General features: G+C 71.4%; 12 protein-coding genes and 1 tRNA gene. 5 read left to right on the top strand and 8 right to left on the bottom strand.

Annotation, left to right across the window (positions count from 1 at the left end):
- Window positions 1-591: 591 nt before the first annotated feature.
- Entirely contained in the window at window positions 592-1,971 is a 1,380-nt protein-coding gene (locus ACIQMJ_RS05130) for a class E sortase (RefSeq protein ID WP_499759694.1), read from the top strand.
- Window positions 1,971-2,129, top strand: a complete 159-nt coding sequence (locus ACIQMJ_RS05125; protein WP_499759693.1) for a hypothetical protein — start codon at window positions 1,971-1,973, stop codon at window positions 2,127-2,129. Before ACIQMJ_RS05130 ends, ACIQMJ_RS05125 begins: the two co-directional genes overlap by 1 nt.
- A 3-nt stretch (window positions 2,130-2,132) precedes the next feature.
- Here the strand turns inward: ACIQMJ_RS05125 and ACIQMJ_RS05120 are convergent, their stop codons facing one another.
- Entirely contained in the window at window positions 2,133-3,488 is a 1,356-nt protein-coding gene (locus ACIQMJ_RS05120) for an FAD-dependent oxidoreductase (protein ID WP_499759692.1), read from the bottom strand.
- Between the two features lie 65 nt (window positions 3,489-3,553).
- Between ACIQMJ_RS05120 and ACIQMJ_RS05115 the strand changes: the two genes are divergently transcribed.
- On the top strand, window positions 3,554-4,198 hold the full coding sequence (locus ACIQMJ_RS05115) for an aminodeoxychorismate/anthranilate synthase component II (RefSeq protein WP_499759691.1): 645 nt from the start codon (window positions 3,554-3,556) through the stop codon (window positions 4,196-4,198).
- A 60-nt stretch (window positions 4,199-4,258) separates the two neighbouring features.
- Here the strand turns inward: ACIQMJ_RS05115 and pknB are convergent, their stop codons facing one another.
- From pknB to ACIQMJ_RS05080, 7 genes are all read right to left on the bottom strand, one after another.
- Complete coding sequence (gene pknB, locus ACIQMJ_RS05110; RefSeq protein ID WP_499759690.1) at window positions 4,259-6,268, bottom strand: Stk1 family PASTA domain-containing Ser/Thr kinase; 2,010 nt, start codon at window positions 6,266-6,268, stop codon at window positions 4,259-4,261.
- A 72-nt stretch (window positions 6,269-6,340) separates the two neighbouring features.
- Entirely contained in the window at window positions 6,341-7,783 is a 1,443-nt protein-coding gene (locus ACIQMJ_RS05105; RefSeq protein WP_499759689.1) for a serine/threonine-protein kinase, read from the bottom strand.
- Window positions 7,783-9,246, bottom strand: coding sequence for a peptidoglycan D,D-transpeptidase FtsI family protein (locus ACIQMJ_RS05100; RefSeq protein WP_499759688.1), 1,464 nt, complete (start codon window positions 9,244-9,246; stop codon window positions 7,783-7,785). The genes ACIQMJ_RS05105 and ACIQMJ_RS05100 overlap by 1 nt, the downstream gene beginning before the upstream one ends.
- On the bottom strand, window positions 9,243-10,706 hold the full coding sequence (locus ACIQMJ_RS05095; protein WP_499759687.1) for an FtsW/RodA/SpoVE family cell cycle protein: 1,464 nt from the start codon (window positions 10,704-10,706) through the stop codon (window positions 9,243-9,245). Before ACIQMJ_RS05095 ends, ACIQMJ_RS05100 begins: the two co-directional genes overlap by 4 nt.
- Before the next feature lie 4 nt (window positions 10,707-10,710).
- On the bottom strand, window positions 10,711-12,096 hold the full coding sequence (locus ACIQMJ_RS05090) for a PP2C family protein-serine/threonine phosphatase (protein WP_499759686.1): 1,386 nt from the start codon (window positions 12,094-12,096) through the stop codon (window positions 10,711-10,713).
- The gene (locus ACIQMJ_RS05085) at window positions 12,093-12,554 is read right to left on the bottom strand and encodes an FHA domain-containing protein FhaB/FipA (RefSeq protein WP_499759685.1); all 462 of its coding nucleotides are present in this window, start codon (window positions 12,552-12,554) and stop codon (window positions 12,093-12,095) included. The genes ACIQMJ_RS05090 and ACIQMJ_RS05085 overlap by 4 nt, the downstream gene beginning before the upstream one ends.
- 70 nt (window positions 12,555-12,624) lie before the next feature.
- Window positions 12,625-13,800: an FHA domain-containing protein gene (locus ACIQMJ_RS05080; protein WP_499759684.1), complete on the bottom strand. Its 1,176-nt coding sequence runs from the start codon at window positions 13,798-13,800 to the stop codon at window positions 12,625-12,627.
- 116 nt (window positions 13,801-13,916) lie between these two features.
- Here ACIQMJ_RS05080 and ACIQMJ_RS05075 point away from each other — a divergent pair.
- Window positions 13,917-13,999, top strand: a tRNA-Leu gene (locus ACIQMJ_RS05075).
- A 455-nt stretch (window positions 14,000-14,454) separates the two neighbouring features.
- Entirely contained in the window at window positions 14,455-15,072 is a 618-nt protein-coding gene (locus ACIQMJ_RS05070) for a hypothetical protein (RefSeq protein WP_499759683.1), read from the top strand.
- The last annotated feature ends 1 nt before the right edge of the window (window position 15,073 follow it).

Here is a 15,073-nt window from a genome sequence, read left to right as displayed (position 1 = left end):
ACGCCGCCGGGCGGTGTCGACCGCCTCGCCGGCCGTCCCGGCGACCCGGACCGGCCCCCGACGCCGCCGGGAGGTTTCAGCCGTCCGGGGGAGCCGTTCACACCCCCTGTCGACCCCCCGCCGACCGGCCGCCGCGCGCGCAGGGACGAGGTCGAGCCGCCTCACGGCGAGCCGCCTGCCGCTCGACGCGCGCGACGCGACGACGCCGTGCCGCCGGTTGACCCTTCTTACGGCGAACCGCCCGCCGCCCCTCGCCGTGCCCGTCGTGACGACGCTGTGCCGCCGCCGGAAGCACCCCCGGCCCGCCGTGCCCGTCGCGATGACGTGGTGCCTCCGGTCGAGCCGCCGTACGGCGACTTCCCGCAGGTCGAGCCGCCCGCCGCTCGCCGCGCCCGTCGTGACGACGCCGTGCCGCCGGTTGACCATTCTTACGGCGAGCCGCCTGCCGCTCGCCGCGCGCGACGCGACGATGCCGTGCCGCCGCCGGAACCGCCCCCGGCCCGCCGTGCCCGTCGCGATGACGCGGTCCCGCCGGTGGACCCGTCGTACGGCGAGCCGGCTGCGACTCGTCGTGCGCGGCGCGATGACCCGATGCCGCCGGTGGAGCCGCCGCTCGCCGAGCCGCCCGCTGCCCGCCGCGCCCGTCGTGACGACTCCTTGCCGCCGGTCGAGCCGCCGTACGGCGAGGCACCCCGAGCCGAACCTCCGCCCACCGGTCGCCGGGCGCGCCGTGACGAGATGGGTCCGCGCCCCGAACCGCCCGGTGGCCGCCGGGCGCGTCCGGACGTGCCGCCCGCCGTGGCCCTCGACGCCGAAGAGACCACCTACGTCGAACCTGTCCGGGTCGAGCCGCCCGGTGGTCGGCGTGCGCCCTCCGAGGTGGCCGCACGGCTCGGTGGGGCCTCGCCCGCCGCCCCGGCCGCGGCGCGTCCCCGTCCCGCCCCGCCGGAAGCCGACGCCACCCGCTACACCAACGCGTTCTCCGGCAGCCTCCCGCCGCCCCCCGGCGCACGCCCGCCCGCGCCGCCCGGCCGCCCCCGCCCGCGTCCCCGCCCCGTCGACCCGCCGACCGAGGTCATCGCACCCGTCGACGACTACGACGACGAGTACGAGGACTACGACGACGAGTACTACGAGGACGACGACTACTACGACGACGAGGACGACCAGCCGCCACCGCCGCCCGACAGCACTGCGCGCAAGACCGTCCGCACCATCGGCGAGCTGCTGATCACGGCCGGCCTGGTCATCCTGCTGTTCGTGGTCTACGAGGTGTACGTCACCGACCTCATCTCGGCGGGCAAGCAGGACGACGCCACCCAGGCGCTGGACGACCAGTGGAACGCGAACACGGTCGAGGTCGACCCGCAGCGCCAGGTCAAGTACGACCTGCTCGACGGCCAGGCGTTCGCCAAGATGTACATCCCGGTGTTCGGCCCGGACTACAAGTTCTCCATCGTCGAGGGCACCACCGACAAGGACCTGGAGATCGGACCCGGCCACTACAAGGGCACGGCGCTGCCGGGTGACCCGGGCAACTTCTCCGTGGCCGGTCACCGGGTCGGCAAGGGCGCGCCCTTCAACGACCTCGACCTGCTGAACTCGTGCGACGCGGTCGTGGTCGAGACGCAGACCCACTGGTTCGTCTACCGGGTGCTGCCGAAGTCCGGCGAGGTGGCGGACTGGGCGCAGCGCAAGTCCGACCCCAAGTGCGAGAAGGTCTCACCGCTGGGCGCGCCCTACGACAAGACGGTCGGCCAGGAGATCGTGCTGCCCACGCAGGGCGAGGTGATCAGCCCGGTGCCGCACTTCGAGGGCGAGGTCCCCGCGGCGCAGCAGGCGGCGCTGATGACGCTGACCACCTGCCACCCGCGGTTCTCCGACAAGCAGCGGCTGATCGTGCACTCGGTGCTGACGATGAGCTACCCGAAGGCCCCCGGCTTCGTGCCCGAAGAGATGAAGGAGCAGTGATGTACGGGTGGATCTGGCGGCACCTCCCCGGCCCGCTGCCCGTGCGCGTCCTGGAAGCGGCGGTGCTCGTGGCCGGGGTGGTGGCGCTGCTGATGTTCGTGGTGTTCCCGTGGGCGGAGCCGAAGCTGCCGTTCAACAACGTGACGACGCCGCAGTAGCCCTCACGGCCGGCAGATGCCGGTCATCTCCGCCCGGTCCACGACCTTCACCCGGTCACGGCCGCGCGCGGCGCCGAGGGCGATCTCGTGCGCGTCCAGCCTGCGCCACCCGTCCACGGTGGTGAACGGCACGGCGCGCTGCTCCAGGAACCGGACCACCGCGTCGGGTTCGCGGGCGGGCGCGGTGGGCAGCAGCGGCGCGTCGGCCAGCAGGCTGGTGACGGTCTCCAGCGCGTCGCCCTTGGTGTGCCCGATGAGCCCCACCGGGCCGCGCTTGATCCAGCCGGTGACGTAGACGCCGGGCATCGCCTGCTCGTCCAGGTCGAGCACGCGGCCCGCCCGGTGCGGCACGGTGCCGGACGCGTGGTCGAACGGCAGGTCGACCAGGTGCGTGGACAGGTAGCCGACGGCCCGGTACACCGCCTGCACGGGCCAGTCGGTGAACTCGCCCGTGCCGCGGACGCCGCCGTCGCCGTCCAGCTCCATCCGCTCGGTGCGCAGCCCGGTGACCTCGGACGAGCCCAGCACCCGCACGGGGGCTTCGAGGAAGTGCAGGTGCAGCCGGCGCGGGCGCGAGCCGACGTCGCGGATCGCCCACTCCTGGAGCGTCTTGACCACCATCTCGACCTGCTTGTTGGACCGGATCGCCGCCATGCCGGCCGCGTCGAACTCGATGCCCTCGGGGTGGACGACGACCTCGACGTTCGGCGAGTGGTCGAGCTCGCGCAGCTCCAGCGGTGTGAACTTGGCCTGCGCCGGGCCGCGGCGGCCGAACACGTGCACGTCGGTGACCGGGCTGGCCTTCAGGCCCTCGTAGACGTTGTCCGGGATGTCGGTGCTCAGCAGCTCGTCGGCGGTCTTGGCCAGCACGCGGGCCACGTCGAGCGCGACGTTGCCGACGCCCAGCACGGCGACCTCGCGAGCCCGCAGCGGCCAGGTGCGCGGCACGTCCGGGTGGCCGTCGTACCAGGAGACGAACTCGGCCGCGCCGTAGGAGCCGTCGAGGTCGATGCCGGGGATCGGGAGCGGCCGGTCCTTCTCCGCGCCGGTGGAGAAGACCACCGCGTCGTAGAAGTGCCGCAGGTCGTCCAGCTTGAGGTCGACGCCGTACTCGACGTTGCCGAAGAACCTGATCCCGGGCCGGTCCAGCACGCGCTGCAAGGCGGTGACGATGCCTTTGATGCGGGGGTGGTCCGGCGCGACGCCGTACCTGATCAAGCCGTAGGGCGCGGGCATCCGCTCGAAGAGGTCGACGCCCACCTCGGTCCCCGACTCGGCCGCGGACTTGGTCAGGATGTCGGCGGCGTAGATGCCGGCGGGGCCGGCGCCGACGACGGCGACGCGCAGGGAACGGGTCATACCTCAAGGTTAGGTGAGCCTAAGCTCACTTCTGGCGAGAGGTTCGTCACGGCTACGCTGGCGGCATGCGCGTGCTCGTGGTCGACAACTACGACAGCTTCGTCTACAACCTCGTCCAGTACCTGGCCCAGCTCGGGGTCGAGTGCGTGGTCCGGCGCAACGACGCCGTCGAGCTGGACGAGGTCGCCGACGTCGGTGGCGTCCTCGTCAGCCCCGGACCCAGCACGCCGGACAAGGCGGGCAAGAGCATGGACGTCATCCGCCACTGCGCGGACCGCGGCGTCCCGGTGTTCGGGGTCTGCCTGGGCCACCAGGCGATCGGCGCGGTGTGGGGCGGTACGGTCGACCTCGCGCCGGAGCTGCTGCACGGCAAGACCAGCGTCGTGCACCACAACGGCGCAGGCGTGCTGAAGGGCGTGCCCAGCCCGTTCACCGCGACCCGCTACCACTCCCTGACCGTGCTGCCGGACACCATCCCGGCCGAGTTCGAGGTGACCGGCCGCACCGAGTCCGGCGTGGTGATGGCCATGCGGCACCGCGAGCTGCCGGTCGAGGGCGTCCAGTTCCACCCGGAGTCCGTGCTGACCGAGGGCGGCCACCGGATGCTGGCCAACTGGCTCGCGGTGTGCGGTTTCGAGGTGCCCGAGAGCACGGTCTCGCAGCTGGAGAACGGCATGCGCGAACTGGCCGCGGCCGCCAACCGGAAGTAGCCCGAACGGCAGAAGGCCCCCTCCGGCGTGGAGGGGGCCTTCTCGCTGCCTGCTGTCCGACTACCTCGTGGACGTGGGTCCGCCGAGCTTGAAGTCGGACGCGGTCACCGAGATCCGGGCGTTCTTGCCCACCGGCTCGTTCGGCTTGATCTCCTGGGCCAGGATCTTCTTGTCCTGGCTGATGTCGGTGGTCGGCTCCTTGGTGACGGTCAGGTCGTTGCCCGTCCACCCCGCCTGGCTGAGCTTCGTCCGCGCCTGGTTCTCGGTGAGCCCGCGCAGGTCGGGCATGAGGAACTGGTTGTTCTTGGACACGCTCAACGTGATGAGCGAGCCCTTCTCCGCCCGTCCCGGCCCGGGGTTCTGCGCCACGACCTCGTTGAGCGGCTCGGTGCTGTCGACGTCCTTGGTCTGCACCTTGAACCCGTTGCCCTCGAGGGTGGCGCGCGCGTTCTCCAGCGTCTGACCCGTCACGTCCGGCAGCTGCACGGTGTCCGGGGCCTTGCCCAGCGTCACCGTGATCGCGCTGCCCTTCGGCGCGTTGGTGCCCGCGGCCGGGTTCTGCGAGACGACCTTGCCGACCAGGTTCGGGTCCTCGGTCTCGATGGTCTCCGTGGCCTGCTGGTAGATCCACTTCTCGGCTTCGAGCTTCTTCTGCGCGTCCTGCGGGCTCAGCCCGGTGACGCTCGGCACCGGCGCGGGCTGAGCCTTGGCGCCGATCACCAGCTTGACCTCGGTGCGCTTCTCGACCTCTTCGTTCGCCGGCGGGTCGGTCAAGACGACCTTGCCGACCTGGTCGTCGGTGCAGGCCGGCTCCGAGCCCGGCTGGCACGGCACGGTCTCGATGATCCAGCGGAGCTCCTTGGCCTCCAGCTCGACCAGCGCCGCGGACTGCTCCTTGCCCGTGAGCGCCGGCACCGACACCTTCTCGGTGCCGGCCGCGGTCTTCTCGCCGTCGCTGAGCAGGGTCGTGGTGATCCACGTGGCGAGCGCGAGCACGGCGATGCACAGCAGGACGACCAGGGTGACCATGATCGCCTTCTTGCGCCGGGCGCGCCGCTCCTCCTCTTCCTCGGCCAGCGGGTCGTACTCGGCGGGCTCCTCGCGCTGCGCCGACGGCCGGTGCCGACCGCCCGTCGAGGGCGCGACCTCGGTCCGCGGCGACGCCGCCTGGCTGCTGAGCACGGCCGTGCGGTGGTCCTCCGCCGTCATCACGGCGGGCGCGGAAGGCCGTTGGCCGGACAGCACGCGCACCAGGTCCGCGCGCATCTCGGCGGCCGACTGGTAGCGGTTGGCCGGGCCCTTGGCCATCGCCTTGAGCACGATCGCGTCCAGCGCGGGCGTCACCTTCGGGTTCAGCGACGACGGCGGCTTCGGGTCCTCCCGCACGTGCTGGTAGGCCACCGCCACGGGCGAGTCGCCGGTGAACGGCGGCTCGCCGGTCAGCAGCTCGAACAGCACGCAGCCCGACGCGTACACGTCGGACCGGCCGTCCACGGCCTCACCGCGCGCCTGCTCGGGCGACAGGTACTGGGCGGTCCCTATCACGGCGGCGGTCTGCGTCACCGCGGCCTGGCCGTCGTGCACCGCGCGCGCGATGCCGAAGTCCATCACCTTCACCGCGCCCGACCGGGTGATCATCACGTTGGCCGGCTTCACGTCCCGGTGCACGATGCCGTGCCGGTGGCTGAAGTCCAACGCGGCCGACACGTCGGCCATGACCTCCATCGCCCGCTTGCCCGACAGCGGGCCCTGAGTCTTGACGATGTCGCGCAGCGTGCGGCCGTCGACGAACTCCATCACGATGTAGGGCAGCGGGCCGTACTCGGTCTGGGTCTCACCGGTGTCGTAGACCGCGACGATCGCGGGGTGGTTCAGCGCGGCCGAGTTCTGCGCCTCCCGGCGGAACCGCTCCTGGAACTGGGCGTCACGGGCGAGGTCAGCGCGCAGCACCTTGATGGCGACGTCGCGGCCGAGCCGGACGTCCCGGCCCTTGTGCACCTCCGACATACCGCCGTAGCCGAGCGTCTCACCCAGTTCGTAGCGGTTGGAGAGCAGTCGCGGAGTGCTCATCAGTGCTTCGTCCCGCTCCTCGTCAACGGTCTCACCATCAAGCCTTGCGTTCGCCTTCGTACCGTTCGGGCATCAAGTCGGTACACACGTCACCGTGACCCGTGAGCCGATCGCAACCTCACCGGTCGGCGCCAGGTCCGACACCAGGCACCGCTCGGGGTCCCGCGGCGCGCCTCCGTCCTCGGAGTGCACCTCGGGTTCCAAGCCGTGCCCGGAGAGCTGTTTCGCGACTTCGTCCACCGGGAGGTCGACGTAGTCGGACTTCGTGATCGTCACCTTCGGTTTGCCGGGGAGACGATCGGTCGAGTCGTCCAACGGGCGGGCGCTCGTGGTGCCCTGCTGGCTCGCCCCTCCGGGCACCTCGTCGTCCTTCAGCGCCCAGCGCAGGACGACCACGCCGAGCACCAGCAGCGCGACCACCAGCACAGCGACCATAACCCACAGCACGGCGCGGTTGCGCCCCGGTGGCCGTGCGCCCGGTGGCAACGGACGGAAAGCGCCCGTGTGCGGAGTGTTCATCGCTGGTGGGGCCGGTTGCATGCCCGGACGCGACCCCGGGTGGGTCACCGGGTTGCCCACGTGGGGGTGCTGGGGGTGGGTGCGCTGCGCGGGCGGCGGCGTGAGGGGCGCGGCCATCGGCGCGCCCACCGCCATCGCCAACCCGGACGGCGCGGGCAGCGGCTGGCCCGCCCGCACCGCGCTCACCGCGGACGCGAACTCGCCGCCGTTGCGGTAGCGCTGCCGGGGGTCCTTGACCAGGGTCGCCTCGATCAGCGCCCGCGGGCCCGGCGGCACGTCCGGCGGCAGCGGCGGCGCGATGTCGCGGATGTGCATCATCGCGACCGTCACCGCGTTCTCCGACAGGAACGGCCGGTGCCCGGTCAGGCACTCGTAGCCGCACACCGCCAGCGCGTACACGTCCGACGCGGGCTCGGCGGCGTGACCGAGGGCCTGCTCCGGCGCGATGTAGTGGGCCGTGCCCATGACCATGCCGCTGTGCGTGACCGGCGCCGCGTCGGCGGCCTTCGCGATGCCGAAGTCGGTGATCTTCACCTTGCCGGTCGGCGTCACCAGGATGTTGCCCGGCTTCACGTCCCGGTGCACCAGCCCGCGCTCGTGCGCGGCCTGCAACGCGTTGCCCGCCTGCTCCAGCACGTCCAGCGTGCGGTCGGCGTTCAGCCTGCCGCGGGCGATGATCGCGGCCAGCGGCTCGCCCTCGACCAGCTCCATCACCAGGTAGGCGGTGTCCTCCGGCCCGTCCGGGATCGACGCGGTCTCGCCGTAGTCGTGCACCGCGGCGATGCCGGGGTGGTTGAGCGACGCGGTGGTGCGCGCCTCGATGCGGAACCGGTTCAGGAACTCGGCGTCCCCGCTGAGCTCCGCCTTCAGCACCTTCACCGCGACCTTGCGGTCGAGCCGGGTGTCGTCGGCCTCCCAGACCTCGCCCATGCCGCCGACCGCGATCCGCTTGGTGAGGCGGTACCGCTCGGCGAGCAACTGGCCGGAGGTCAGCATCAGCGTCCCCCGAGGTAGGCGCCGATGACCGCGCGGCCGATCGGCGCGGCGACCCGGCCGCCGGTGGCGGACAGGCCCTGCTGGCCGCCGTTCTCCACGATCACCGCGATCGCGATCTCCGGCTTCTCGGCCGGCGCGAACGCCACGTACCAGGCGTGCGGGTTGGTCGAGCGCACGTCGTCGCCGTGCTCGGCGGTGCCCGTCTTGGACGCGATGGTGACGCCGCTGAGCTTGCCGCCGCCACCGGTGTTGTTCTCCGAGGCGATCATCATGTCGCGCAGCGCCTGGGCCTCGGCGGGCTCCATGGCCTCGTCGACCTCGTCCGGCTTGGTCTCGCTGATCACCTGCAGGTCGGGCGCGAGGATCTTGCCGACCAGGTGCGGCTGCATCCGCACGCCGCCGTTCGCGATGGTCGCCGCCATCACGGCGTTGACCAGCGGCGTCACCCGGACGTCCTTCTGGCCGATGCCGGTCTGGTAGATCGACGGCTTGTCCGACATGGGGCCCAGCGTCGAGGGCACGACCGACAGCGGGATCGACAGCTCCTGCTCGCCGATGCCGAACTTCGCGGCCTGGTCGCGCAGCTTGTCCGCGCCCAGCTCGGCGGCCAGCACCGCGAACGCCGTGTTGCACGACTTGGCCAGCGCCTCCTGCAACGTGGCGGTGACGCCGTTGCCGCAGACGGTGTCGTTGAAGTTCGGCAGCGGGGTGTTCGTGCCCGGCAGCGTGATCACCGGGCGGCCGTCGACCTGGGTGTCCTTGTTCTTGCCCTCGGCCAGCGCCGCCGCCGTCACCACCAGCTTGAACGTCGAGCCGGGCGGGTAGTTCTCGTGGATCGCGCGGTTGAGCATCGGCTTGGACTTGTCCGCGTCGTAGCCGACCCAAGCCTCTTCCTGCACGTCCACGTCGTGGCTGGCCAGCACGTTCGGGTCGTAGGACGGGGTGCTGGCCATGGCCAGGATCTCCCCGGTCTGCGGCCGGATCGCGACCACCGTGCCGGTCACGCCCTGGAGCCGGTCGAACGCCGCCTGCTGGAGCTTCGCGTCGATCGTGAGCTGGAGGCTGCCGCCCTTGGGGTCGCGGCCGGTGATCAGGTCCGACACCCGGCGGGCGAACAGCCGGTCGTCCGAGCCGTTGAGCAGGTCGTCCTCGGCGCGCTCCATGCCGCCCGCGCCGTACAGGGTGGAGAAGTAGCCGGTCACCGGGGCGAACACGGGGCCGTTGGCGTAGGTGCGCAGGTACTTGAGCCGGTCGTCGACCCGCTGCACGCTGGCCAGCGGCGTGCCGTCGGCGGCGATGATCTGGCCGCGCTCCCGCGAGTACTGGTCCAGGACCACCCGCCGGTTGAGCGGGTCCTTGCGGTAGTCGTCGGCCTTGATCACCTGCACGTAGGTCGCGTTGCCCAGCAGCAGGAGCATCATCGCCATCATGGCGAGGCCGACCCGGCGGAGCGGTGTGTTCATTTCGGACGCTCCACCATGACTGTGAACTGGTCGGCGATGGCCGGTTGCTGCGGGCGCGGTTTCGGCGTGGTCTTCGGCGCGCGCGCCGCGTCCGAGATCCGCAGCAGCAACGCGACCAGGATGTAGTTGGCCAGCAGCGACGAGCCGCCCTTGGACAGGAACGGCGCGGTGATGCCCGTCATCGGGATCAGCTTCGTCACGCCGCCGACGACGATGAAGATCTGGAACGCCACGGCGAACGCCAGGCCGCCGCCGAGCAGCTTGCCGAACGTGTCCCGGACCGACAGCGCGGTGCGCAGGCCCCGCATCGCGAACACGGTGTAGATCAGCAGCACCGCGGCCAGCCCGACGAAGCCCAGCTCCTCGCCGATCACGGCGGTGATGAAGTCGGTGTTGGCCTCCGGGATCTGGTCGGGCCGCCCGCCGCCGAGGCCCGCGCCGAACAGCCCGCCCGTGCCGAGCCCGAACAGCGACTGCACGATCTGGTAGCCCGTGCCCGACGGGTCGGCGAAGGGGTCCAGCCAGTTCTGCACCCGGATCTGGACGTGCCCGAAGAGCTTCCACGCCACGACCGCGCCGACGCAGAACATCATCACGCCCAGCACGACCCACGCGGCCCGCTCGGTCGCCACGTACAGCAGCACCAGCACGATGCCGAAGAACAGCAGCGAGCTGCCCAAATCCTTCTGGAGCACCATGATGCTCACGCCGACCGCCCACGCGGCGATCAGCGGGCCCAGGTCGCGGGCGCGCGGCAGGTCCAGGCCGATGACCCGGCGGCCCGCGATGGTGAACAGGTCCCGCTTCGACACCAGGAACGCGGCGAAGAACACCATCAGCAGGATCTTCGCGAACTCGCCCGGCTGGATCGAGAACGCGCCGAAGCTCAGCCAGATCTTCGCGCCGTTGATCTCCGGCGCGATGAAGCTCGGCAGCACGCCGGGCAGCACCAGCGCGACCAGGCCGAGCAGGCCCGCGGTGTAGCCGTAGCGCGCCAGCGTGCGGTGGTCGGACAGCACCTTCAGCACGATGCAGAACAGCGTCAGCGCGATGGCCGTCCACAGCACCTGCTTGGGCGCGGCGGGCGACCACACCTGGTCGCCGGGCAGCTTCACGTCCGCCATGGCCAGGTCGATCCGGTGGATCATGACCAGGCCCAGGCCGTTGAGCAGCGCCACGCACGGCATGATCACGGGGTCGGCGTAGGGCGCCCACTTGCGCACCGCGAGGTGCGCCACGGTGAGCAGGCCCAGGTAGGCCAGGCCCAGCCACAGGATCTGGAGGCTCAGCTCCTGCTCCTGGTTGGCCTCCACCAGGATGAGCGCGCCGGTCACCAGCGTGGCGGCGAACGCGAGCATGAACAGTTCGGTGCTGCGTCGCGTGGGCGGCCTCAACCCGGGCGACGTGCTGCTCGCCGCCGCGAGCGGTGTGCCCTCAGCGCCGGTGACCGGCGAACCCATGCGACTACTGACCCTTTCGGCAATCCGTGCCCGGCTTCTGCACGGGCGTGGTGAGGGGGGTCCCCTCCACAGTGGTGGACGTCGTCGCCTCGGTCGAGGTTGTCGTCGGCGCCGCGGCGGTGGTGGACGTCCCCGTGGTGCTCTCGGCGGTGTCCTTCGGGCAGAACGGCAGCGTCTGCTCGGTGCGCAGCCTGCGGATCGCCTCCCGGGCGCCCTCCAGGCCGTCCACGTCGGTGATGCCGTTGCGCACCACGTCCCGGGTGGCGACCTTCAGGTCGTCCACCGTGATCGGCTCGCACGCCTGCGCGCCGGGCGGGCAGGAGCCCTCCACCTCGCGGTGCAGGTCGAAGCCGAACACGCTGCCGGTGACGCCGCGGAACACCGACACCTCGCCGTTCTCGCCCGCGCCGACGTAGTACTGGCGCAGCACGTACCAGCGCGTGCCCAGGCCCGCCGCGACCACCAGCAGGAGCAGGAAGACGACCAGGGCCAGCGCCTTGAGCCGGTTGCCGCGCGAGCGCCGGGGGTCCGGCGGCGGCATCGGCTCGACCCGCTGCGGGATCGGGCGGGGCCCGGTGATGGAACTCGCCCGCGAGGCGGGCGAGTCGGGTGGGGGTGGGTCTTCGCTGCCGTCTCCGGCCGCGCCGCCCACTATGGGCGCGTCCTCCCCGAAGTCGACGTCGACCACGTCGGCGACGACGACCGTCACGTTGTCGGGGCCGCCGCCCTTGAGCGCCAGCTCGATCATCCGGTCCGCGCACGCCTGCGGGTCCGGGATGCGGATCGCCTCTTCCAGCGTCTCCATGCTGACCACGCCGGACAGGCCGTCCGAGCACAGCAGGTAGCGGTCGCCCGGACGGGCTTCCCGCACCATGAGCCTCGGCTCCACCTCGTGGCCGGTCAACGCGCGCAGCAGCAGCGAGCGCTGCGGGTGCGTGGCCGCTTCCTCTTCGGTGATCCGTCCCTCGTCGATCAACGACTGCACGAACGTGTCGTCGTGCGTGATCTGCGTGAACGTGCCGTTGCGCAGCATGTAGGCGCGGGAGTCGCCGATGTGCACCATGCCCAGCCGCGAGCCCGCGAACAGCACGGCGGTGAGCGTGGTGCCCATGCCGTCCAGGTCGGGGTCGCTCTGCACGAGCTCGGAGATCGCGCCGTTGCCGGCGATCACCGCGTCGCGCAGCTGGCCGAGCAGGTCGTCGCCCGGCTCGTCGTCGTCGAGCGGGGCCAGGGCCGCGATGACGACCTTGCTGGCGACCTCGCCCGCGGCGTGGCCGCCCATGCCGTCGGCGAGGGCGAGCAGGCGTGGGCCCGCGTACACGGAGTCCTGGTTGTTCGAACGGACCAGGCCCCGGTCGCTGCGGGCCGCGTATCGGAGGACGAGGGTCATGAGCGCAGCTCGATCACCGTTTTGCCAATTCGGATCGGGGAGCCGAGCGGGACCCGGAGTGGGGCCGTGACCTTCGCCCGGTCGAGATAGGTGCCGTTCGTGGAGCCGAGGTCTTCCACGTACCAGTCGGTGCCGCGCATCGACAGCCGCGCGTGCCGGGTCGACGCGAAGTCGTCGTCCAGCACGAGCGTCGAGTCGTCGGCGCGGCCGATCATGATCGGCCTGCCGTCCAGGGAGATGCGCGTGCCCGCCAGCGCGCCGTGGGTCACGACGAGCTGCCGGGCCGCCTTGGTGCCCCTGGCGGCCTTGCTAGCGCCTCTGCCGAACTTCGGCGTCGGGACGCGGAGCCCCGACGCCGCGTACAGGTCGGAGCGGACCACTCGAAGCGCAGCCAACACGAACAACCAGAGCAGGACGAGGAAACCCGCTCTGGTCAGCTGCATCACCAGCTCTGGCACCGGTTGTAACCGCTCCTGACTTGAGTGCCGTCACGCCTTCGCCCGAATCGACGCGCCCAGAATGTACTGGTCAGCCCTGGGTGCGGTAGACCAGCGACGAGTGGCCGATGCGGACGACGTCGCCTTCCGCGAGCTGCCAAGTCTGCACTGGAGTGCCGTTCACCGTGGTGCCGTTTGTCGAACCGAGATCAGCGAGCATGGCACTGTGCCCGTCCCACGTGATCTCCAGGTGCCTCCTGGAGACCCCGGTGTCGGGGAGTCGGAAGTCCGCTTCCTGCCCGCGGCCGACGACGTTGCCGCCCTGCTTGAGGTTGTAGGTGCGGTTGGAGCCGTCGTCCAGGTGCAGCGTCGCGTTCAGCTGGCGGGGGCCGGACTGGACCGCCGGCGGCGCGTAGCCCGCGGCCGGGTCGCCGTAGCCCTGCTGCCCGTAGCCCTGGTCGTAGCCGGGCTGCTGGCCGTAGCCCTGCTGGCCGTAACCCTGGTCGTAGCCGGGCTGGCCGTAGCCCTGGTCGTACCCGGGCTGGCCGTACCCGGGCTGCTGCTGCCCGTAGCCCTGGTCGTAGCCGGGCTGGCCGTAGCCCTGGTCGTAGCCGGGCTGCTGCTGGCCGTAGCCCTGGTCGTACCCGGGCTGCTGGCCGTAACCCTGGTCGTAACCGGGTTGCTGCTGGCCGTAGCCCTGCTCGTACCCGGGCTGCTGCTGACCGTAACCCTGCTGGTCGTAGCCCTGCTGCTGCTGGCCGTAGCCGCCCTGCGCATAGGGGTCGTAGGCGGGCTGGCCCTGTCCTTGTCCGTAGCCGGGAGGCTGGCTCATGGATCCGTCTCCTGCAGTGCGAGGTGGTGCTGACCGTCGGCTGGCAACTTTCACGTCGGGGTCGACGGACGAGCTGGTTCGGAACTGTCCCGTGTGCAGCGCGTCGGAGCGCTCCAGGGAGACTACGACGTCACCATAGGTATCCCATCCGCTCTCTTCGAGGTGCTCCCGGATGGAGTCCCCCAGAAGCTGGGTGATGCGTAGTTCATCCTGACCGTCCCCGGCAAGCCGATCGTGGTCCTGCGGACCCAGCAGGACCTTGAAGTGGTTCGGAGCGAGCAACCTGCCACCCGCCAACTCGCGGATGCTGCTCTCCGCCTCCCGCTGCAGTGCCTGGGCCACTTCCTGCGGGACGACGTTGCCACCGAACACACGCGCGAAGGTGTTGCCCACGATGCCTTCGAGACGGCGCTCGAAGCGCTGTACGAGGCCCACGGCAACCCTCCGACCCGGTCGACTTCTTGCTCCGATCGTATCCGGGCCGGGGTGGCGGGACACGGGGCAATTGGTAACCCGGACGGGGACCGTGCTAGTGTTCTCCACGTCGCTCCGGGCGAGTGGCGGAATGGCAGACGCGCACGGTTCAGGTCCGTGTGTCCGAAAGGACGTGGGGGTTCAACTCCCCCCTCGCCCACAAAAGGGGAAGCCCCATCCACGCAGTGGATGGGGCTTCTTCGTTTTCCGCGTCTTTTCGCCGCCGGTGCGTGCGTGATGTCTGTCACCCGCCCGGCCGCGGCCGAACGTGGTGGCGCGGGGGCGCGGGGCGGTCGGTCGGTTTCGCGCGTCGAGCGGTCGGTGGTGCGGGCGGCGAGGTGGCCGGCGGTCCCGGTTCGGCGGTCGTTCCAGGCGAGCGACGCACACGCTGAGCAGTCTTCCGGCTCTCGCGGAGCACCCGGGTCACCCAGACGGCAGCACCGCCGGGCCGAAGTCGCCCCGCCGGTCGCCGACCGGTTACCGACCGCTCGACGCCGTCGATCGCAGGACGCCTTTTGCCCCGGGGGTGCGACCGGTCCCACCTGGTACGCCTTACCCAGAGCACGAGTCGAAACGCGGCGGACAGCCCGCCGTGGTTGCCGAGGAGGCCCTGGCGTGAGCAGCACACCAGCACGGATCGCGGACACCGACGACACCAGGGCGCTGTCGGCGACCGCTGTTCCGGTTCCCGAACTGCCCGGTTCCGTCGAGGAGCTGGCCGCGTCGGCGGCCGTGCGCCTCGGCTGGCACGGCGTGGTGCTGCCCGAGATGGTCCTCATGGGGCGCAAGGTGATCGTGGTGGCGGAGCTGTTGGCCGACGCGCACGCCGAGCGGCTGTGCCTGGGCGCGGCCCCGGAGACCGACCGCACCACCGTGTCGACCTGGGTGTGGCCGGAGATGGACGGCCGCGTGCCGCCCGCCGCGGTGCGGATCGTCGGCGTGCTGGCGGTCGCCCGCCACTGGCGCACCGCCCTGGCCTCGGCGGTGCCGTTCGCCCGCTTCGGCAACGCGGCCGCCGTGCTGCCGACGTCGGTCGTCTTCACGCACGACTACCTGGCGAACTGCCTGCCGCGGGTGCGGCGCTACGGCGTCTCGGTGCTGCTGGCCGACGAGGAGCTGCAGCTGAGCACGGACGTCGCGGGCCGCAACGAGACCGTGCCGGTCGAGGACACCGCGACCACCCGCTGGGTGAACGAACTCGTGTACGAGCAGGTGCTGGCGACCGCGTCCTGAC

This window comes from Actinosynnema sp. NPDC091369, from assembly GCF_044757065.1.
Classification (GTDB): Bacteria; Actinomycetota; Actinomycetes; order Mycobacteriales; family Pseudonocardiaceae; genus Actinosynnema.
Note: the sequence above shows the minus strand (reverse complement) of the source record. Positions and strands in the feature narration are given on the sequence as shown.